Raw genomic sequence first — 20,045 nt, forward strand, 5'->3', positions numbered from 1 at the left:
CCTATCCCCAAATTTTTTCGGCCGTGTCGACAACTAATTTAATCTTGGCCCATTGTTCATCTTCTGTTAGGTGATTACCTTCTTCAGTAGAGGCGAAACCACATTGTGTACTCAAAGCCAAGTTTTCCAAAGGAACGTATTGGCTAGCTTCCTTGACCCGGTCAATCAAAACTTGAGGGTCTTCTAGTTCAGGCTTCTTTGAAGTTACCAAGCCCAAAACAACTTCCTTGCCGGCAGGAACCTTTGCCAGTGGTGCAAAGTCACCAGAACGGTCGTCATCGAATTCCAAGTAGAAGGATTCGACGTTTTCCTGAGCAAACAAGGTATCGGCAACGGCATCATAGCCACCAGTTGCGGCCCAAGTAGAAGCATAGTTTCCACGGCAAACGTGTGTGCTAACACGGAGGTCTTCTGGCAAGTTTTCTAATGACAGGTTATTGATCTTCAGGTATTCTGCTTGCAGTTCATCAACGCCCTTTTGGTCAATGTTTTGTTCTGCCCAAAAATCAGTATCGGAGAGCATACCCCAAGTACAGTCATCTAACTTGATGTCACGACAACCAGCTTCATAGAGGGCTAGGTAAAGGTCGTGATAGGCAGTGGTCAAATCAATGATAAGGTCTTCGTGATTTGGGTAAAACTCCTTCAAAACAGCAATGTTTTCCTCACCGCGAACCAACTCAGCATAGGCCTGAGCTGGAGAGGGGATGCTTTGACGGGGGATAACGTCCAAATCCTTGGTGATTTCCTTCAAGTATAAGAACGCCTGCAAATCAGGATGGTCCTTTGTGAAGCGGATTTTGCCGTCAATTTGGGCTGATTCGGCTCGCGTTTCAATATCGTGGAAAAGGTAGCCGTGGGCGACATTTGTCTTTTTAATACCTTCAAAACCCCAGAAGGTGTCCAAGTGCCACCAGTGACGACGGAATTCACCATCTGAAACGTAGTGGAGGCCGGCCTTGACTTCCTTGTCGACGAGGTCTTTGATTTCTTCATCTTGAATTTTAGTCAAATCAGCTTTGGCGATGTTGCCGTCGGCAAAGTCTTGTTGGGCTTGCTTCAAGCGGGCTGGTCGTAAGAATGAACCCACGATATCAAAATGAACGGGGGCCTTGGTCAATGTTGCTACTGCTGTTTCTGTCATGTCTCTTCTCCTTTTTCTAGACATTAAAAAGCGCCTCTAGGTTTAGATTTTTAAATCTGAACCTAGAGGCGCATGTAAACGCTGTACCACTCTACTTCACTGGTCTTATGACCAGCCTTAGTCGATACACCAATGGGGGCTATATCGCAACATGATAACGGTTGTTAACCGTAGCCAGCTTATCGCAGAGGACTCGCCGCACTATGAACCGCTCCTGGACCATTTTCATCCGTAGCCAATCCACCGTGTCTCATCAAATCACGGTTTTCTGTAGAATCGCTTGCGGATTACTCATCCAATCACTGCAGTTGTTATCTTGGTTATGAGTATAGCATTAAAAAAATATGAGTCAACGGTGAATTTAAAATTTATTTTTTATGTAGGTTCAAAAGTTTATAATAAGCACCAAGACAAAAAGCCACGAGAGCTCTTTTGTAATGGACTTTGTTGATCTCGTAAATGGGACTTTTTATTTTTAAGGAGGCTCTCAAATTACTGGAGAAAAAATGAAAAAAATTGCTGTGATTGTTGGAAGTAATCGAACAAAGAGTGTTAGTCGGCGCTTAGCTTATTGGTTGGCTCCTGTGTTGAGTAACCAAGAGATGAAAGCTGAAGTAGTCGACCTAGCGACCGTTGCTTTGCCATTTTTGGATGAACCCGAGCTACCGTCTGAGAGCCATTATCAAAATCAGTCCACGATTGATTGGTCGAAGCAAATTAAAAGTTATGATGGGGTGGTATTCGTGGCACCCCAGTATAATTGGGGTTATCCTGCTGTTTTGAAGAATGCGATTGATACCCTCTATGCCGAGTGGCGGGGGCTACCGGTTGCGACCGTTTTCTTTGGTGGCCACGGTGGCTTTCAGGGTGATTTGGCCTTTTCACTGGTTTTGCAGGGCGTGAAGGTTAACCGCTTGCCCGTTAATCTTCGCTTGAACCTGGCAGTTGGCCAGGTAACGGAGGAAATGCCGGCGACCGAACTTGCTGAACTGCTGTCGCCATACCAGGATCAGGTGACTTTGTTGCGGTCAGCCTTTCAAAATGAGTTGCATAACCATGAATAAACGCTTTTTTGGTGCCAAACAAGTGGCAATGGTTGGCATTGACATTGGTGCTACTGGGACCTGTGCCCATTACCATTCGGATGTTGATATTGTGGGTCTTCGTTGCGCTCAATGTGAAGAATATTTTGCCTGCTACCAGTGCCATGATGCATTAGAAGACCACCACTTTGTGCCGATGGCCAAAAATTCAGCTGAGCCAGCAGTTCTCTGCGGGCATTGCGGTCAAGAATTAACTTATCAAGAATATAAGATGGGTGCCTGCCTGAACTGTTTAGCATCCTTTAACCCACGTTGCGAAATCCACGAAGACCGGTATTTCTGCTGAGTGGTTTTTTATTTTGTCTGCTTTTTGGCAATCTGGACAGTCATGGTGGCTTCCCCTATAATAACTTTCTAAGGGAAAAGATTAAAAAAAGATGAAAAGAGGAAGTGGGATGGATGATACCTTAACCTCTCGGGCTGGCTGGCGAGATGCCTTACCGACTGTTTTTGGTTACATTGGGATTAGTATGGCTTTTGGGATTGTGGCCAAAGCCGCGGGTCTGAGTACTTGGTTGATTGTATTGATTTCAGCGATTGATTATGGTGGTTCGGCTCAGTTTGTCTTGGTCACGATGGTTGGCTCTCACAGTTCAATAGTGGCCATTGCCTTTGCAGTTTTTCTGGTTAATGCGCGGATGATTCTGATGAGCATGACGCTAGCTCCCTATTTTAACCGTTATTCGCTCTGGCGGAATATTTGGCTGGGAACTTTTGTGACGGATGAAAGCTTTGCATTGGGGATGAGTAAGGTGAATGTTAGTCAAAACCGGCTTAGCTTTCCTTGGTTTAACACGGTCAACTTGGTCTCGTATGTGAGTTGGTTGTTAGGCACTTTCTTGGGTGCGGTTTTGGGCGGACTAGTAACGGATCCGAGCAAATTCGGCCTGGACTTTGCCATTACGGCCATGTTTATTGGCCTCTTAATAGCGCAAATCAGTTCGGATAAGACGATTAAGTTGGCCTTACAAGCAGCTGTGGTTGTCTTTGTGTTGGTGCTGATTTACCTCTTTTTGATTTTTGTACCAAAGAATTTTGTTGTTTTACTGGTGACAATCTGCGGCTGCTTATTTGGGATGGTGATGAAACGTGTCTTTGACTAACTATATGCTATTAACAATCATTGCCTGTGGCCTCGTGACCTGGGTATCGCGGATATCTCCCTTTATCATGCTGAAAAAATTTGATTTACCGGAAGGAGTTCTCGAATTTTTAAGCTTTGTGCCAATCACCATCATGGCTGGTCTGTGGTTTGAAAGTTTATTTGTGCAGCATATAGGACACCTTCCTAGCATCAATTGGCCCAATTTATGGGCTTCTTTACCAACGGTGGCGACGGCTATGGTAACGAAAAATCTCTTGTTGACGGTAGTGGTTGGGGTTCTTTCGTTTGCAGTCTTAAACTTAATTGGATCTTAAATTAAATTTTTCTCATAAAAACCTTGACGGCCGTGTTTTGAATGATTATCATTGGCACAACAACAGAAAAGGGGAAATGTTGATGCGAAAAATTGGAATTATTGGAATGGGCCATGTTGGTTCAACGGTGGCACATGGTTTGATTGCTGAAGGCGTAGCGGATGAATACGTCTTCATTGATAAAAACGAGAAAAAAGTCCAAGCAGATGCTTTGGATTTTGAAGATGCCAAAACGAATTTGAACAATAGTTTTTCTGTGACTGTTAATGACTACCAAGCATTGGGGGATGCAGATGTCATTATTTCAGCCATCGGTAAGATTGAATTGCAATACGATAACGTCGAACATGACCGCTTTATTGAATTGCCACACAACGTTGAGCAGGTGAAAGAAGTTTCAGCTAAGTTGAAGGCTACTGATTTTTCAGGGGTCTTGGTGGTTATTACTAATCCTTGTGATGCGATTGCTGCTGTTTACCAGGCAGAAACTGGTTATCCGAAGGAAAAAGTGCTTGGAACGGGAACACTTTTGGATACAGCGCGGATGCACCGGGCAGTCGGTTCGGCCTTCAATGTTGATCCACGTTCGGTTGCGGGTTATAACCTGGGTGAACACGGAAACTCACAGTTTACGGCTTGGTCAACGGTTTCTTTGCAGGGACAACCAATTACCAAATTAGCGGCTGAAAAAGGGGTTGACTTGGCTGCGATTGAAAAGGACTCTGTGGTCGGTGGCTATACCGTCTTTGATGGTAAAGGCTACACTTCTTATGGAATTGCGACGGCTGCCATTCGTTTGGCCAAGACAGTCGTTCAGGATGCGAAGACGGAAATGCCCGTTTCTCATAAGCGTCCTGAATTTGCCTCTTATCTTTCTTATCCTGCTATTGTCGGTCGTGAGGGGGTTGTTGCCTACTCACAATTGGATTTGACGGAAGAAGAGTTGGCTAATTTACAGAAATCAGCAGACTCGATTCAAACTCAATTTGAAAAGGTTGTTGCGCATTAGAACGGCGTTTACACCGATAATGGTTCTAAAAATTAAATAATTTTAATAAAAGGCTTGACTAATTATTAGACGTTATGTATTATAAACGTATGGTAATTAATTGCTCCGTAGTTCAGTTGGTAGAACGCCGCACTGTTAATGCGAGGGTCGCTGGTTCGAGTCCAGCTGGGGCAGTCCTAGCCAAATCAGTGTTGGTTGTCATTTGACAACCAACACTTTTTTATTTTATAAATTAGAATATAAAATATTGGCAAGAATCGTTTTTCAGAATAGTTCTCAAAAATAGATGAATGATAAATTAAAAATTTATCATAAAAGGCTTGACTAAGTGTTGGACGTTATGTATTATGAACGTATGGTAATTAATTGCTCCGTAGTTCAGTTGGTAGAACGCCGCACTGTTAATGCGAGGGTCGCTGGTTCGAGTCCAGCTGGGGCAGTAGTGGGTAAAGTAAAAAGACGGTGGTTGCATAAAAGCAACCGCCGTCTTTTTACGTGCGTGATGTTGAAAACCGATTTATAAGGAAGGTTTGCCGGGCTTGGCCTTCTTGTACCAATACCAAGTTCCGTAGAGGGCGTTAATTAAGATAATAACCTGCAAGACAAACATGGAACTGGCATAGGCATCATGAATCAAAAAGATATTACGGAACCAGACAATAACCTGGATCACGTCAGAAACTAACCAGGCAATCCATTGAGAACGGAAACCATAGGTCATCAGAATCTGGCCAACAATGTTTAATGGAAGAACAGCTGAATCAAGATAAATTTGCAGACCGTTAAAATGCTTTGAAAAAGTAACGACAGTGATATAGGAAACAAGTGTGATTAAAGTTGTGATGAGGGCGGTGTGCAACGTTAATTTACGGGAAGGGAGCTCTTCCTCAACGCTACCACGATAGCGGGCCCAGGCCGCAATACCTATGAACTGCATAATAAAGGCGAATCCCTGGGAGGTGAAGTCACCATAAGTTCTTGAAAAAAGGGCGACGACCATCCATGTTGCTGTCCCAATTAACCCCCAGAAGTAATTGCTTTGTTTCCCCTGGTCGACTAGGGCGAGGTTAATCAATGAACTAACGCCAGTTGAGACGGCCAACCAGGCCATCCCATTAAAGCTGCCACCGATTAAAAAGGTGGCGATTTGGGCAACAATCATCAATAATAAGAGCGCCTTGGTCATCTTACTGAGGCTGACCAAATCTTGTATGATCCGTTTAGGAGCCATTGTCTCCTTAAAAATCAGCCAAAAGCTCGTCTTGTTCTGTACATTTTCCATCATTGTTTTCTCCTTATTGTTTTTTAGGTGCCGTGACGGAAGCAACGCACCGGTTTGTAACCGCCCTAGTATACGCCTGAAAAAGGCGAACGTATCAACTGATTTTGTGGAAATGTTCGATTTAAATGAAAATTAAATCGCTTTAGGACGGGGCGGAGACGCCCTTTGCGTGCTATAATTAATATGTTTGAAGAAACCGTGATTTTTAAATTTAAGGGAGTATCACATCATGTATTTGTTCATCAACATCATCGGTCTTTTGGTGTTTATCGCCTTGGCCGTCTTGTTTTCAAAAAACCGTTCAGCCATTAATTGGAAGTCGGTTTCAATCATGGTTGTCACCAACTTGGTCTTAGCTTGGCTTTTGACAGGCTTCCCATTGGGTCGGACCATCGTCAAAGGAGCCGCTTCTGGCTTTGACAGCTTGATTTCTGCTGCCAGCGCTGGAATCGACTTTGCTTTGAAGCCAACTGGGATGGCTTTGCCATCAAACTTCGTTGTTTCAGCGTTGTTGCCAATCCTCTTGGTTGTACCATTGTTCGACATTTTGACTTATATCGGGGTCTTGCCATTTATTATTAAGTGGGTTGGTCGTGGTTTGTCAAAGCTTTCCGGTCAACCTAAGTTCGAATCATTTTTCTCAGTTGAAATGATGTTTTTAGGAAACACGGAAGCACTCGCGGTTTCTGGTATCCAATTGAACCAGATGAAGGCTTCACGTAACTTGACGTTGGCGATGATGTCAATGTCTTGTGTGACGGCTTCAATCCTTGGTTCTTATATGCAAATGATGCCCGCACAGTATATCTTGACTGCTGTGCCAATCAATGTCTTAAACGCTTTGATTGTGACGTCAATTTTGAACCCTGTTGAAGTGACAGAAGCAGAAGATACGATTGCAACGATTGGAGCAAATGCTCCTGCAGCTGAAAACGCTGAATCTGGTTCACAAGAATTAGCACAAGAAGAAATCGAAAAGGCTGAAAAGCCAGCACGTGAACCATTCTTCTCATTCTTGGGCGATTCAATTTTGGGCGCTGGTAAGTTGATCTTGATTATCGCTGCCAACGTGATTGCCTTCGTTGCCTTGGCCGCTCTTGTTGACAAGATTTTGGCTTGGGTTAACCCTTGGTTGTCATTGGAACACATCTTGGGAATCGTCATGTTCCCATTTGCTTGGTTAATGGGCTTCGGCAACCAAACAGCCTTTGATTTGGCACAGTTCATGGGAACAAAGTTGGTTACCAATGAATTCGTTGTCATGGGTAAGGTAACCGGTGAAATTGCCCACTATGCACCGCATTACAAGGCAGTTTTGACAGTCTTCTTGACGTCATTTGCTAACTTGTCAACAATCGGTATGATTATCGGAGCCTTCAAGGGCTTGGTTAACAAGGAAAAGAACGAAGTAATTGCTAAGAACGTTGTTTACTTGTTGTTGTCTGGAATTTTGGTTTCATTATTCTCAGCAGCAATGGTTGGACTCTTTGTTTGGTAAAATTTTGTTTCAAAAGCACCCGGAAGGGTGCTTTTTCTTTTGCTGAAAATTGGCTCTTTTCACAAAAGCCTGCTAAAATGAAAAAGTGAAGCTAGTTTAGCTAGCCAGAAATTTTCAGACAAACAGTAGCTATTTGTTTGATGATTAGTAGCAATGTCAAGTACAGGATAGCCAAGGACGGCCGAATCATTTCAGCTGTTATATTTCGATTTAATCCCAAAGTGTTTAGATAAAAAGAGCGGATTTTACGGAAAATGGTTACTGGCAAAGGAAGGTTCTATTTATGTTATCTCGTTCTCAACGGCGGAAGACGGATAGCCGTAAGCGTCGATTTTATAAGCAATGGTGGTTTTGGTTAATTCTCGTTTTGATTGTCGGTGGGGTGGCCTTTTACATGATTGGGTCAGCTTCATCTAAGAAATCAAGTGATACACCAACACCGGATATTTCGTACTCATCGTCTAAGAAGCATACTTACGACTTTGGTGATTCGTCATCATCTGATTCTGACGATACAGACGATACAACAACGTCTTCAAGCTCAACTAATAACACGGCGGCATCTAATTCAGCTGCATTAGCAGCTGCACAATCTTCTGCAGCAGCTGCAGCATCCTCAAAGGCAGCACAAGATGCTGCGAACGCGAAGGCTGCCGCAGATTCATCATCACGGGCAGCGATGTCGCAATCAATTCTGGATAAACAACAATCGTCATCACAGAGTAGTCAAAGTACGCAGACGAATCAAAGCACACAAACCAATCAAAATACAAATACCAACACTAACACTAACCAAAATACGACACAAACAAATCACTAAAATTTTGAACCTGGGCGCTCGCCCAGGTTTTTTAGTGTAAAATTAGCTTGACTATTTTCATGGTCCTTTGTACACTTAGAAAAGCTAATGAGGAGTACACAAGCGCAGCTGTGAGAGACCTAGTGGGTGGTGAAAACTAGGACTGTTAATGTGGAAGGTTGCTTTGGCGTTAAAAATGTTAATGAATGAGTGGCTATCAAAATTGTTGATAGCAATTTAGGTGGTACCACGTGTAAGCGTCCTAATCGAAAGATTAGGACGCTTTTTATTTTGGACCACAGGCCACATTACTATTAAAGGAGATTTGCTATGCGTGAAGTTGAAATGTCAACCAAGTACGATCCAACAGCCGTTGAGGCTGGTCGTTACCAAGACTGGTTGGATAATGATTTGTTTGCACCAGAAGCAAATCAGGCCATTCAGGGTCAAGAACCAGAACCTTACTCAGTGGTGATTCCACCACCAAACGTTACCGGTAAGTTGCACCTCGGTCATGCCTGGGACACGACTTTGCAGGATATGTTAATTCGCCAAAAGCGGATGCAAGGGTTTGACACTTTGTGGTTGCCAGGAATGGATCACGCTGGTATCGCCACCCAAGCAAAGGTGGAACAACGTTTGCGCGACCAAGGCGTTTCCCGCTATGACTTGGGTCGTGAAAAGTTTGTTGAACAAGTTTGGGATTGGAAAAATGAATATGCCTCAACCATCAAGCAACAATGGGGTAAGATGGGCTTGTCATTGGACTATAGCCGCGAACGCTTTACGCTAGATGAAGGGTTAAATCAGGCGGTTAATAAGGTCTTTATCGACTTGTACAACAAGGGACTGATTTACCGTGGTGAATACATTATCAACTGGGACCCACAGGCTCGAACAGCTTTGTCTGATATTGAAGTCATTTATCAAGATGATGAGGGTGCCTTCTACCACGTCAAGTATCCATTTACGGATGGTACAACGTTGAATGGTAAGGACTATATCGAAATTGCTACAACGCGTCCAGAAACGATGTTCGGAGACGTTGCCGTTGCTGTTCATCCATCAGACGAACGCTACAAGGATTTGATTGGCAAGACGGTTAAGGTACCGCTTGTTAACCGTGAGATTCCAATTATCGCTGATGAATATGTTGAAAAAGACTTTGGAACTGGAATGGTTAAGATTACGCCAGCCCACGATCCAAACGATTTCCAAGTCGGAAACCGTCATGATTTGGAACGCATCAACACGATGACAGAAGATGCTCATTTGAACGAAAACGCCGGCAAGTATGTTGGCCTTGATCGTTTCGAAGGCCGTAAAGCCATGGTCGCTGATTTGCAAGAACAAGGGTTCATGCTTGAAGTAGAACCACTGGTTCACTCAGTTGGCCACTCTGAACGGACAGGTGTTCAAATCGAATCACGTCTTTCAACACAGTGGTTCGTTAAAATGGAGCCATTGGCTAAGCAAATTTTGGCCATGCAGCAAAATGCTGACGAAAAGGTGAACTTTGTTCCTGGTCGTTTTGAAGATACCTTTACTCGTTGGATGGAAAACATCCGCGACTGGGTGATTTCTCGTCAACTCTGGTGGGGCCACCAGATTCCAGCCTGGTATAAGAACAAGGGGACGGACCAAGAAGAAATGTACGTTGGGACAGAGGCGCCTGGCGCTGATTGGGAACGTGATCCAGATGTTTTGGATACTTGGTTCTCCTCAGCCCTTTGGCCATTTTCAACGATGGGCTGGCCAAACGACTTAGATGGCGATTATGCTAAGTATTATCCAACGAATACCTTGGTAACGGGTTATGATATTATCTTCTTCTGGGTTGCCCGAATGATGTTCCAAGGAAAAGAGTTTACTGGCGAACGACCATTTAAGAACGTCTTGATTCACGGCTTGATTCGTGATGGTGAAGGTCGCAAGATGTCAAAGTCATTGGGTAACGGTGTCGACCCAATGGATGTGATTGAAAAGTATGGTGCCGATGCCTTACGTTGGTTCCTGGCAACTGGTTCAACACCTGGTCAAGACGTCCGCTTTACTTATGAAAAGATGGATGCGGCCTGGAACTTCATTAACAAGATTTGGAACGTTGCTCGCTATGTGATTATGAACCTTGATGATGATACGAAGGCCGAAGTACCAGCTAAGGACCAACAGACGCTAGCCGACCAATGGATTTTGGACCGCTTGAACGCGACGGTTAAGGAAGTTTCTGAAAACTTCGAGAAGTTTGAGTTTGGTGAAGCTGGTCGTGATTTGTACAACTTCATCTGGTCTGATTTGGCTGATTGGTACGTTGAAATGACTAAGGAGTCATTGAACGGTGATGGGGATAAGACAGCCGTTCAACAGACCTTAGCCTCTGTCTTGGATCAAACGTTGCGCTTGCTCCAACCAATCATGCCGTTTGTCTCTGAAGCCATCTGGCAAGAAATGCCACAACAAAAGGGCAAGGACGAACACCTCGGCATCCAAGCTTATCCTGTTTACCAAGAATCTTTGGCAAATGCTGAAGCAGCGGCCTCCTTCAAGTCTTTGCAAGATTTGATTGTTGCTGTTCGTAACATCCGCGCCGAAGCAAAAGCACCAATGTCAAAGCCAATCAACGTGATTATCAAGGTCACGGATCCAGCATTGAAGTCAATCTTTAATGAAAATGCGGACTATATCGATCGTTTTGTCAAGCCAGAATCATTGACGATTGATATGGACGTGACTGTGCCGCAATTGGCCATGTCACAGGTCATCACTGGTGCGGAAGTTTATGTCCCATTGGCTGGTTTGATTGATATTGAAGCGGAAATCAGTCGCCTGCAAGGTGAAGCTGATAAGTTCCAAAAGGAAGTTGCTCGTGCCAATGGTAAGCTTTCAAACGAAAAGTTTGTCAATTCGGCGCCTGAAAAGGTTGTTGCTGCCGAACGTGAGAAGCTTGCTGACTGGGAAGAAAAGCTTGCTTCAACTCAAAAGCGCATTGCTGATTTACAAGCGCAAGGGTAAAATAGGCGAATAGTAATAAAAATCCTCACCTTTGGTGGGGATTTTATGTTAGGTTAATATGAGCCGTGTAAATTAGTAAGACGATTTACACATATTGACGAAGTTCCAAGATGGATTGGTTTTATTTATATAGGTAATAATATGTTTGGAAGTAAAATAATCGCCAGTGGTCATTATGTGCCAGAAGATGTTGTCACGAACGATGACTTGGCGAAAGTGATTGATACTTCGGACGAATGGATTGTCAGTCACACCGGAATACAGGAACGGCATGTCTCTTTACAGGGGGAAAATACGTCTGATTTGGCAACGAAGGCGGCCCAACAAGCACTAAAGAAAGCCGGTGTTTCGGCCGAAGAAGTTGATTTTATCATTGTAACCACTTTTACCCCGGATGGACTGGCACCTTCAACGGCAGCTTTGGTGCAACGTAATTTAGGAGCCGAAAAGGCCTTTGGCTTTGATCTATCAACTGCTTGTGCCGGCTTTGTCTTTGGTTTGACGACGGCCGATAACTTTATGAAGACTGGGCAATACCGGTATGGCTTGGTGATTGCTGCTGAAGTGAACTCGAAGATGATGGATTTCCGTGATCGAACGAGTACCGTTTTCTTTGGCGATGGTGCTGGAGCTGTTTTGCTAGCTCCTAGCGAACAAGGCGAAGTTTTGGCCACTGATTTGCACACGATAGGAGATGCAGATGTTGTTCATTCCGGTCGAATCGAGCCATTAACATCTTTGAGCGCCGACAACTATCCAAAGATTGATGCCTTTTTTCAGGAAGGACGGATGGTTTATCAAGAAGTGACCACTTTGATTCCAAACCATATTCAACAATTCTTGGCAGACCAAGACTTAACAATTGATGATGTGGACTATGTGATTTTGCACCAAGCAAACCTGAGGATGATTGAGAAGGTGGCTGAAGCCTTGAATCAACCAATGGCAAAGTTCATCACGAATGTCGAAAAGTATGGTAATTCGTCCTCCGCAGGGATTGCGATGGCCTTTGACCAGTTACGAGAAAGTGCGGATTTAGCAGAGAAAAAGGTCTTGTTGACTGGCTTTGGAGCAGGTTTTACCTATGGATCTTTGCTCTATAAGGGTTCTTTGTAATTCAAAAGAGTCAAATGTAATGCCTGTGTAACATTACAGAAAGAGGCCAGCAATAACCAGTGTCTAAAATGAATATATAGATTAAGCGTAAGTTAAGCACTTACTAATCAAACATAAGCAGAAAAAATGGAGATGTCTCTCATGAAGAATAATATTACCAAAACTATTTTAGCGACGGTGGCTGGTGCAGCTGCGTTTGCAGGTGCCGGAGCAGTTGCTTCAGCCAACGATATTACTGTTAAGGCAGGGGATACCTTGTCACAAATCGCTGCCAACAACAACACGACTGTTGATGATTTGGCTTCAAAGAACAACATTCAAAACGTTAACTTGATTTTTGTTGGTGACATCATCAAGACTGATGGTACCGCTGCTGGGACAGCCGCAGCCGCAGCTGCTAACACAACTACGGCAACTGCTCAGACAGAAACAGCGGGTACTGCTGCTGCCGCAGCTGCTACTGCTTCTTCAGCAACTACTCAAACACAAGCTACTACAAACACAAACACTCAGGCACAAGCTGCTACTACTTCATCTTCAGCTAACTACAGCACTTACTCAGCTGGTGCTAGCGGTTCAGTTCAAACAATCATCAACGCTATGAACGCTAAGCGTGCAGCTGCTGGCTTGGCACCTGTATCATACGATGCTTCATTGGCTGCTCGTGCACAATCACGTGCTGAAAACGCTGTTGCAAACGGTGGTTTGCCAACTGGTCACATGCAACAAGTTGCTGGACCTGAAGTTGTTGCAATCGACTGGGCTCCAAGCCAAGTTGTTGATGCATGGTACAACGAAACTGGTATGATTGCTGCACCAGCTCACCGTAACTGGTTGATGAACGCCAGCTTCACAAAGGTTGGATTTGGAATCGTTGACGGTACTATCGTTGGTATCGCTGGCTAATCTTAACCGATTAATCTTAATTTAAACTAAAACACTTACATTAGTATGTAGGTGTTTTTTTGTTTAAGAAAAAGTTAAATGTGGGTAGTAAGTAGACAGATAGCTCCATATTTTATTGATTCAACTACATTTGTGGTAAGATAGGGAAACATGAGAGCGCAGCCAGGAAGCGCGCAAATACGGCGAAAAAAATGGAGTGTCGAAGTTCTTATGGCAGATCAAAATAATAATGAATTTTCACGGCAACGGCGGTTTGATGAAGTCCGTCAAACAAAGAAAAAGAAGAGTCGCGTGAAACGTTGGATTTTATATATCCTACTTGCCATCGTGGTTGGTGTAATCGGATGGGGTGCTTACCTCTATAGCGAATATAAAGGTTCCATTGATTCAATTCAAAAATCGGCTAAAATTTCAAAGACCCGAGATGTTTCAAGTTTGATTGCCCAGGGCAAGTCATTCTCAATTTTGATTTTGGGAACTGATACTGGAGAACTTGATCGTGATCGAACAGGTTTGAGTGATTCAATGATGGTAGCCACCGTTAACCCAACGGAAAATAAGGTCACAATGGTTTCAATTCCACGTGATATTATGACAGCAATTCCAGGTGATGAGGATACCTTCCCCCAGAAGTTAAATGCTGCTTATAGTTTGGATGGCGTTGGTGCTTCCATGAAGGCTGTTCAAAACTACTTAAACGTGCCAATTGATACTTATGCGCTAGTTAATATGAAGGGCTTGGAAACCTTGGTTAAGAAGGTTGGCGGTGTTTCAGTTAAATCCCCACTTTCTTTCCAATATAGTCAAGCAACAGCTCATGATTATGGCCCTGATTTGTATCGTTTCCACAAGGGTTCTACTTCTTACGAGAAGTCAACCGATAACGGTGTGACTTGGTCAGCAAGTAAGACAGTGATGGACGGTGATGCCGCCTTGGCCTTTTCACGGATGCGCTATGATGATCCGCAGGGTGATTATGGTCGTCAACAGCGCCAACGCTTGGTATTGGAAGCAATGCTAAAGAAGGCAGTGAACGTCAAGACGTTGATTGATCCAAGTTTCGTTAAGGCAATTTCAAAGAATGCTCAGACTGATTTGTCCTTTAACGACATTGTTAAAATTGCTCAGAAGTACCGTGGCGCTGTGAAGAACCAAGTTTCTGACCATTTGCAAGGTGAGGGCGTGATGTACGAGGGTGTTTCTTACCAAATGGTGCCAACCTCTGAAAAGCAACGGATAACCAATCTCTTAAGGTCTCAGCTTGGTTTGAAACATAAGGAAACCGGTTCCCAGTTTGCTAGTGATGTGCCATCCGATCAGTTGCGTTCAGCAGCCTATGCTCTAGCACAAATTGATGAAAAATTAGTTCAATAAATCTTTGAATACAGAAGTCAGCTCGCGGTGATAAAACGCCGTGGCTGGCTTTTTTCTTTCTGATTATTCGTGTTATACTGGGTAATAATCAAACGATTGGGGTCTGATATGCAAGATAAGAAAATTGCCATTATCGACTTGGGCAGTAACTCGACGCGGTTAGTGATCGAACAGTTACATCCAAATGAAACCTATACGGAGATTTTACGTGTAAAGGAAGACACAAGGCTTTCACAAAACATGGGGCGCGATCTGATGTTACAAGAGGAGCCAATTGTGCGGACCATCAAAGTCTTGCAAAAATATCGACAAAAAATTGACGACTATGAAGTTAGCGAGGTCTACGCCATCACAACGGCAGCAGTGCGTTCTGCCAAAAATCAAGCAGAATTCCTAGAGCGGGTCAAAGACGAAGCGAAAATCAGCTTTCGAGTCTTGACCGGCCAAGAAGAGGCCCACTACGATTTTCTCGGCGTCAGAGAAGCATTGCCAGATGTGCTGAATGGTATCATTCTAGATACTGGTGGCGCATCGGTCGAATTAATTCCCTTCAAAAATGGCCAGGCGTTAGCCGAGGTTTCCGTGCCATTTGGTGCGGTTAACCTTTCTGAACGCTATCATTTGGCTGACACCATTGATGAAGCCAATATTCGACAGGCGAATGCGGATATTCAGTCCACTTATCGCAAATTGCACTTTATCGATGACTGTCAAAATCTGCCCGTCATTCTTTTAGGTGGGGCAAATCGGTCATTAGCAAAGATGGCTGAAGAAAAAGAATTGGTTTACCATCCGAAAGCCCTTCATGGGTTTATGATGCCGGCTAACCAGGTTGGCGAAATTTTTCATCAAATTGCTCAGATGTCTCGAACTGAGCGGGAACACCTCGCCGGCTTAGAGAAAAACCGGGCCGATATTATCATATCGGGCCTGTTGCCGGTATTGAACCTGATTAGTGTTTTAAACGCCCCCCAGGTCATCTTTTCAGAATCTGGTGTCCGTGAAGGCCTAATCGAAAGCCTGTTTGAGGAAAAAGAGCAAATCAATGACTAAAAAATTTTACGAATTAACGCCAGAAGAACGACTTGACTTATTGAACTTGCCAGAAGAATTGATGGCGCGGTTCGTAAAAGACCAAGAGGTCGCACACCAGGATTTAGTTGAGAATTATTTGACTGATTTTTCCTTGCCAGAGGGAATGGTTCGGCATTTAGTCTTGGATAACCAGCCCTATCAAGTGCCAATGGTTACTGAAGAACCATCCGTCATCGCAGCGGCTAACAACGGTGCCCACTTGTTTAAGATGGGTGGTGGTTTTAAGAGTGCTGGTACCAGCCAGGCAATTCTGGGCGGTCAGATTCTCTTTGAACACATTGATTTTGAGCAGCTACAGTCCTTTGTAACTGCCAACGAATATGAAATTTTCCAGGCAGCCGAAGAGGCCAAACCAAGTCTCTATCGTCGTGGTGGTGGTTTACGGAGCATTAACCTCCGCCATGTTAGTGGACATCGAGCAAGCCTTGATATTTTAGTGGATACGAGCCAGTCGATGGGGGCCAATGCCGTTAACACCATTTTGGAGAGTATTCGATTGATCTTTGAACCCTTTGATGACCAAATTTTAGGGGCAATTTTGACTAATGCAGGTCACCAAAGTGTTGTGAGTGTCACTGGTCGTGTGCCGGTGACAGCGCTAGGTGGCTTTGACGCTGCACAGCGGATCGTTGACCTAGCTGATTTTGCCAAAGTTGACCCTGACCGGGCAGTCACTGAAAATAAGGGCATCTTTAATGGTTTATCCGCCGTTGTTTTGGCCCTTGGAAACGATTGGCGCGCGGTTGAAGCCGCAGGCCATGCCTATGCCAGTCGGACCGGTCAATACCAGGCCTTAACCAACTGGCGGGTGAGCGATGACCATGAATTCCTGGAAGGGGAGTTTTCTCTACCATTGAACCTTGGTCGTGTTGGTGGGGCCATTGCCGGTCTTACTAAAGCACAAGATAATTTAGCCCTATTGGGCAATCCCACATTGGATGAAATGAAGAAAATTGTTTTGTCTGTCGGCCTTAGCTCCAACCTGGCTGCCTTAAAAGCGATTGCTGGTGAGGGCATTCAGGCCGGACATATGCGGATGCAAGCTCGGTTACTGGCCATTTCAGTCGGTGCAAAGACAGATGAAATCGTGCCGTTGTCTAAGAAATTAACCAAGGCACCAGCAATTAACGAAGAAAATGCAAAAAAGTTATTAGGAGAACTGCGTCACCATGAATCCGAAGTTAAATGAGCTCTTAGAGCAGGCAAATCAGGTCTATCCTGGTACCGTGATGACCCGCGTGGGGCAGAACCAAGATGGGCTGCTCCGCATGGACCGTGCCGAACAGTCTGCTTTGGCAGACCGCCTGTTGATTGAAGTGCCCGACCAGACGGAAGCTGATTTTGTCCTGGGAAATGAACTCTTACAGTTAGTTTTGACCTTAAATGGCATTACACCACAGATTTATTTCGCTTTGACCTTTAATGATGAGGATTTGGACCAACAGTTAATTACGATTGCGACACGCCTGCATCGAACTGTTCTGCATGCCATTACTTATCAAGAATTGGCGAAACAAGGTTTCTTAACAGCGGATACTGTGACGGCTTTCTTGGCCGGCGTTAAGGATGAATTGTCGGTTGAGACTGCTAATGTCGACGGCGAGGACCTCTTCCGCTTGTTAACGGTTTTGGACGCGCAAGTCTTTTTGGTAGCTGCTGATAAGGCTGGCTTGTCTGATTTGGCAGCGGACGCTTTCGCAACGTTAAAAGAGGATTATCCACGGGCCACTGCCCAGGGGGAGAAATTAGTTGCACCAATTTTGGCGGCTAATTTGAAGGATTCCCGACAAATCCGTAAGCAAATGGTGCGTTTGTTTACGGGAATGGATGAAAGCTTGACCGAATTAGAATTGCCAACGGTCAACGCTAACCAGTACGTGACTTTGACGCCCGTTTTGTCACAACGCCAGTTGGATGGACCGGTTGCTAACCTCTATGAAGTCTTCCATTCCGAAATGACTGATTTCCAAACGAAGGAAACGGCTTTTGTTGGTGTTGGCAAGCAAGACCACCAAAATACTTTTGTGGTGACGCCACCAAAGGATGAGGCTGATCGACCAAAGTTTTTCACCGAACTATACCAAACATCTGTCAAGGAACTATTAACGAAGTTGGCCTTGCCATATATTTTGCGTCAGTAACATTGTGATTGAAGGAGGGGGAGACAATGCTTGTTAGCCCAGCAATTCAAGAAAATTTTGATCAAGCAAAATCGATTGTTTTTATGACCGGAGCAGGGGTTTCGACCCTTTCTGGTATTCCAGATTATCGATCAAAAAATGGTGTTTATCAGGGACTCGACCTTGCGCCGGAGTATCTTTTGTCCGACCAGGCCTTTGCTGAAATCCCAGAAATTCAGTACAAATTTATGCAGGAAAATCTGTATTTTCCAGCTGCTAAGCCAAACTTTATTCATGAAAAGATGGCAGCTTTCACTAAGGTTGGCCGTGGCCGCATTATTACTCAGAATATTGATGATTTGGATATTGCTGCCGGTGCCCAAAAAGACCGACTGATTCGTTTTCACGGCTCGCTTTACGACTTGTATGTTCCTAAAGATGGCGCTAAGGTAACGTTGGCCGAGTACCAAAAAAGTCTGTATCGGTCGTCTGACCACGCCAAAATCAGGCCGGATATTACCTTCTATGGGGAGCAACCAAAGCACGTTGAAGAAACGATTTCCTGGGTACAGCAGGCTGATTTGGTCGTCGTTGTTGGGACGTCCTTTCGAGTCTATCCCTTTGCCGGACTTTTGGCTTATGCCAACCCAGCGGCAAAGTTAATGGCGGTTAATTTGACTGCTATCCCGGTGCCGAGTCAGGTTGAGCAAATTGTGGGGGATGCGGGTCAGTTCTTTGAAGAACTGACGGTTAAGACCGCCTCTGAATGAAAGTAAATGAGTTATTTTAAACCTTTGTCTTCAAGACGAAGGTTTTTATTTGTATTTTATATGAAAAAAGATTAATATGTTTTTCAGGAGGAAGTTTTATGACGAATGATCAAGGAGACAACCGGCAAAATGCCGCTGTTCATGCACCAAGAACACCGAGTCAACAAGAAACGCACGAACATCATCATGGGCATGCAGCACCGCAACAGTTATCACAAAAGCCCTATATTATCGGGATTACCGTTAATTTGATTTTTGTTTTAAGTGAGTTAGTCTTTGCGAAAATTGCCCACTCAACAGCCTTGTTTGCCGATGCCTTTCACAATCTTTCGGATGTGTTAGCGCTGGTCATTGCCTGGTTAGCGGTCCTCGTTTTTGCGATTAAGGCGACTAAAAAGAAGACGTATGGCTGGCATAATGTATCGATTCTAGCTTCAATTTTTAATATGATTTTGTTGCTTTTTGCGGTTGGAACGATTTTTATTGAAGGGGTCCGCGACTTAATTGCCCCGGGACAAGTTCATACAAATGGGACAATTATCACCATTGTGGCGGCAATTGGAATTGTGGTGAACTTGTCAACAGCTCTTTTGTTTAAGATTTCGGGTACGCCCGATGAACATGGCCACCAGCATGGCCAGGATTTAAATGCAAAAACAGCTTATCTACACTTATTATCGGATGCCGGGGTTTCAATTGGTGTCATCTTAGCTGGTTGGCTGATTGACCTAACTGGTTGGCAGCTGATTGATCCAATTGTATCGTTAATTATTGGGGTCATTATCTTGGCTTCTGCTTGGCCAGTCATGCGTGAAACGGTCAACCTGGCGATTAACGCGGTACCGGAGACAGTTAATGAGGTTGCCATCAGCGAGTATTTGGTCAACCAAGAAGGGGTGTTGGCCATGCACGACTTGCATATCTGGCCACTTTCAACTACCGAAACGGCGTTGACGGTCCATTTATCCGTTGATGATTACGTCTTTGATGACGACCACGGCCAGGAATTTTTAACTCGAATTGAGGGTGATTTGAAAGCTGATTTTGCCATTCAACACGTCACAATTCAATTAGAAGCGGCCGAGCACAAAGAAAATTGTAATGTGATTTAAGGGTGGTCGATTGGGCTGATTTATCCGATGAAGCCTTGAGTGAAGGTAAAATTTAATAAAAGAGATAAAACGCCAAAATGACTGTTGTTACGGCGTTTTTCTTTTGAAATTTGAATCACTACCTGGCTGAAAAATCATTTTAGGGTTGACCTGAGCGCTCACCAGTGTATGATTAACGAGAACTTAGGAAGATCAATCGGGTTAACTAGCTTTCATAAGACTTCAAGTTTGTGCTTGGCGGACGTTATGAAAATTATTTAGCACTTGCATCTTTTTCGGCCAAAAA

General features: G+C 44.3%; 18 protein-coding genes and 2 tRNA genes. 18 read left to right on the forward strand and 2 right to left on the reverse strand.

What is annotated here, in order from left to right; all coding sequences use genetic code 11:
* Position 1: 1 nt before the first annotated feature.
* The gene (locus tag AABI20_RS04500) at positions 2-1,144 is read right to left on the reverse strand and encodes a 5-methyltetrahydropteroyltriglutamate--homocysteine S-methyltransferase (protein WP_338346890.1); all 1,143 of its coding nucleotides are present in this window, start codon (positions 1,142-1,144) and stop codon (positions 2-4) included.
* A gap of 506 nt (positions 1,145-1,650) precedes the next feature.
* On the opposite strand from AABI20_RS04500, the gene AABI20_RS04505 reads away from it, so the two are divergent.
* From AABI20_RS04505 to AABI20_RS04535, 7 genes are all read left to right on the forward strand, one after another.
* Positions 1,651-2,208, forward strand: a complete 558-nt coding sequence (locus tag AABI20_RS04505) for an NADPH-dependent FMN reductase (RefSeq protein WP_338346892.1) — start codon at positions 1,651-1,653, stop codon at positions 2,206-2,208.
* The gene (locus AABI20_RS04510) at positions 2,201-2,533 is read left to right on the forward strand and encodes a CHY zinc finger protein (RefSeq protein ID WP_235271948.1); all 333 of its coding nucleotides are present in this window, start codon (positions 2,201-2,203) and stop codon (positions 2,531-2,533) included. The genes AABI20_RS04505 and AABI20_RS04510 overlap by 8 nt, the downstream gene beginning before the upstream one ends.
* 109 nt (positions 2,534-2,642) lie before the next feature.
* Positions 2,643-3,350 carry an AzlC family ABC transporter permease gene (locus AABI20_RS04515; RefSeq protein ID WP_338346894.1) on the forward strand — a complete coding sequence of 236 codons (708 nt, stop codon included), beginning with the start codon at positions 2,643-2,645 and terminating at the stop codon, positions 3,348-3,350.
* Positions 3,337-3,666, forward strand: a complete 330-nt coding sequence (locus AABI20_RS04520) for an AzlD domain-containing protein (protein WP_288846553.1) — start codon at positions 3,337-3,339, stop codon at positions 3,664-3,666. Before AABI20_RS04515 ends, AABI20_RS04520 begins: the two co-directional genes overlap by 14 nt.
* Positions 3,667-3,745: 79 nt before the next feature.
* Positions 3,746-4,675, forward strand: a complete 930-nt coding sequence (locus AABI20_RS04525; protein WP_288846627.1) for an L-lactate dehydrogenase — start codon at positions 3,746-3,748, stop codon at positions 4,673-4,675.
* Positions 4,676-4,776: 101 nt separating this feature from the next.
* Positions 4,777-4,849 (forward strand) — tRNA-Asn (locus AABI20_RS04530).
* A 193-nt stretch (positions 4,850-5,042) separates the two neighbouring features.
* A tRNA-Asn gene (locus tag AABI20_RS04535) sits at positions 5,043-5,115 on the forward strand.
* A gap of 77 nt (positions 5,116-5,192) precedes the next feature.
* On the opposite strand, the gene pnuC is transcribed toward AABI20_RS04535, so the two are convergent.
* Positions 5,193-5,960: a nicotinamide riboside transporter PnuC gene (gene pnuC / locus AABI20_RS04540; protein ID WP_288846554.1), complete on the reverse strand. Its 768-nt coding sequence runs from the start codon at positions 5,958-5,960 to the stop codon at positions 5,193-5,195.
* A gap of 226 nt (positions 5,961-6,186) precedes the next feature.
* Here pnuC and AABI20_RS04545 point away from each other — a divergent pair, with 226 nt between their 5' ends.
* From AABI20_RS04545 to AABI20_RS04595, 11 genes are all read left to right on the forward strand, one after another.
* A complete protein-coding gene (locus tag AABI20_RS04545) occupies positions 6,187-7,455 on the forward strand; it encodes a NupC/NupG family nucleoside CNT transporter (RefSeq protein ID WP_047974574.1) in 1,269 nt (422 codons plus the stop codon).
* 283 nt (positions 7,456-7,738) lie between these two features.
* Positions 7,739-8,275: a hypothetical protein gene (locus AABI20_RS04550; RefSeq protein ID WP_288846556.1), complete on the forward strand. Its 537-nt coding sequence runs from the start codon at positions 7,739-7,741 to the stop codon at positions 8,273-8,275.
* Between the two features lie 309 nt (positions 8,276-8,584).
* A complete protein-coding gene (locus tag AABI20_RS04555) occupies positions 8,585-11,266 on the forward strand; it encodes a valine--tRNA ligase (protein ID WP_288846557.1) in 2,682 nt (893 codons plus the stop codon).
* Between the two features lie 141 nt (positions 11,267-11,407).
* Entirely contained in the window at positions 11,408-12,382 is a 975-nt protein-coding gene (locus AABI20_RS04560) for a beta-ketoacyl-ACP synthase III (protein WP_338345200.1), read from the forward strand.
* Positions 12,383-12,523: 141 nt separating this feature from the next.
* Positions 12,524-13,288 carry a CAP domain-containing protein gene (locus AABI20_RS04565; protein WP_248661688.1) on the forward strand — a complete coding sequence of 255 codons (765 nt, stop codon included), beginning with the start codon at positions 12,524-12,526 and terminating at the stop codon, positions 13,286-13,288.
* A gap of 210 nt (positions 13,289-13,498) precedes the next feature.
* Positions 13,499-14,662 carry an LCP family glycopolymer transferase gene (locus tag AABI20_RS04570; RefSeq protein ID WP_288846562.1) on the forward strand — a complete coding sequence of 388 codons (1,164 nt, stop codon included), beginning with the start codon at positions 13,499-13,501 and terminating at the stop codon, positions 14,660-14,662.
* Between the two features lie 108 nt (positions 14,663-14,770).
* Positions 14,771-15,715 carry a Ppx/GppA phosphatase family protein gene (locus tag AABI20_RS04575; RefSeq protein ID WP_047974580.1) on the forward strand — a complete coding sequence of 315 codons (945 nt, stop codon included), beginning with the start codon at positions 14,771-14,773 and terminating at the stop codon, positions 15,713-15,715.
* Complete coding sequence (locus AABI20_RS04580) at positions 15,708-16,946, forward strand: hydroxymethylglutaryl-CoA reductase (protein ID WP_338345206.1); 1,239 nt, start codon at positions 15,708-15,710, stop codon at positions 16,944-16,946. Before AABI20_RS04575 ends, AABI20_RS04580 begins: the two co-directional genes overlap by 8 nt.
* Positions 16,927-17,898: a nitrate ABC transporter ATPase gene (locus AABI20_RS04585; protein ID WP_338346897.1), complete on the forward strand. Its 972-nt coding sequence runs from the start codon at positions 16,927-16,929 to the stop codon at positions 17,896-17,898. The genes AABI20_RS04580 and AABI20_RS04585 overlap by 20 nt, the downstream gene beginning before the upstream one ends.
* A gap of 26 nt (positions 17,899-17,924) precedes the next feature.
* Positions 17,925-18,647 (forward strand): NAD-dependent protein deacylase, encoded by a 723-nt coding sequence (locus tag AABI20_RS04590; RefSeq protein ID WP_338346900.1) that lies wholly within the window; start codon positions 17,925-17,927, stop codon positions 18,645-18,647.
* Between the two features lie 98 nt (positions 18,648-18,745).
* Positions 18,746-19,759: a cation diffusion facilitator family transporter gene (locus AABI20_RS04595; RefSeq protein ID WP_338346902.1), complete on the forward strand. Its 1,014-nt coding sequence runs from the start codon at positions 18,746-18,748 to the stop codon at positions 19,757-19,759.
* The last annotated feature ends 286 nt before the right edge of the window (positions 19,760-20,045 follow it).

Origin of the sequence: Fructobacillus cardui (assembly GCF_963580785.1) — a bacterium.
Taxonomy (GTDB): Bacteria; Bacillota; Bacilli; order Lactobacillales; family Lactobacillaceae; genus Fructobacillus; species Fructobacillus cardui.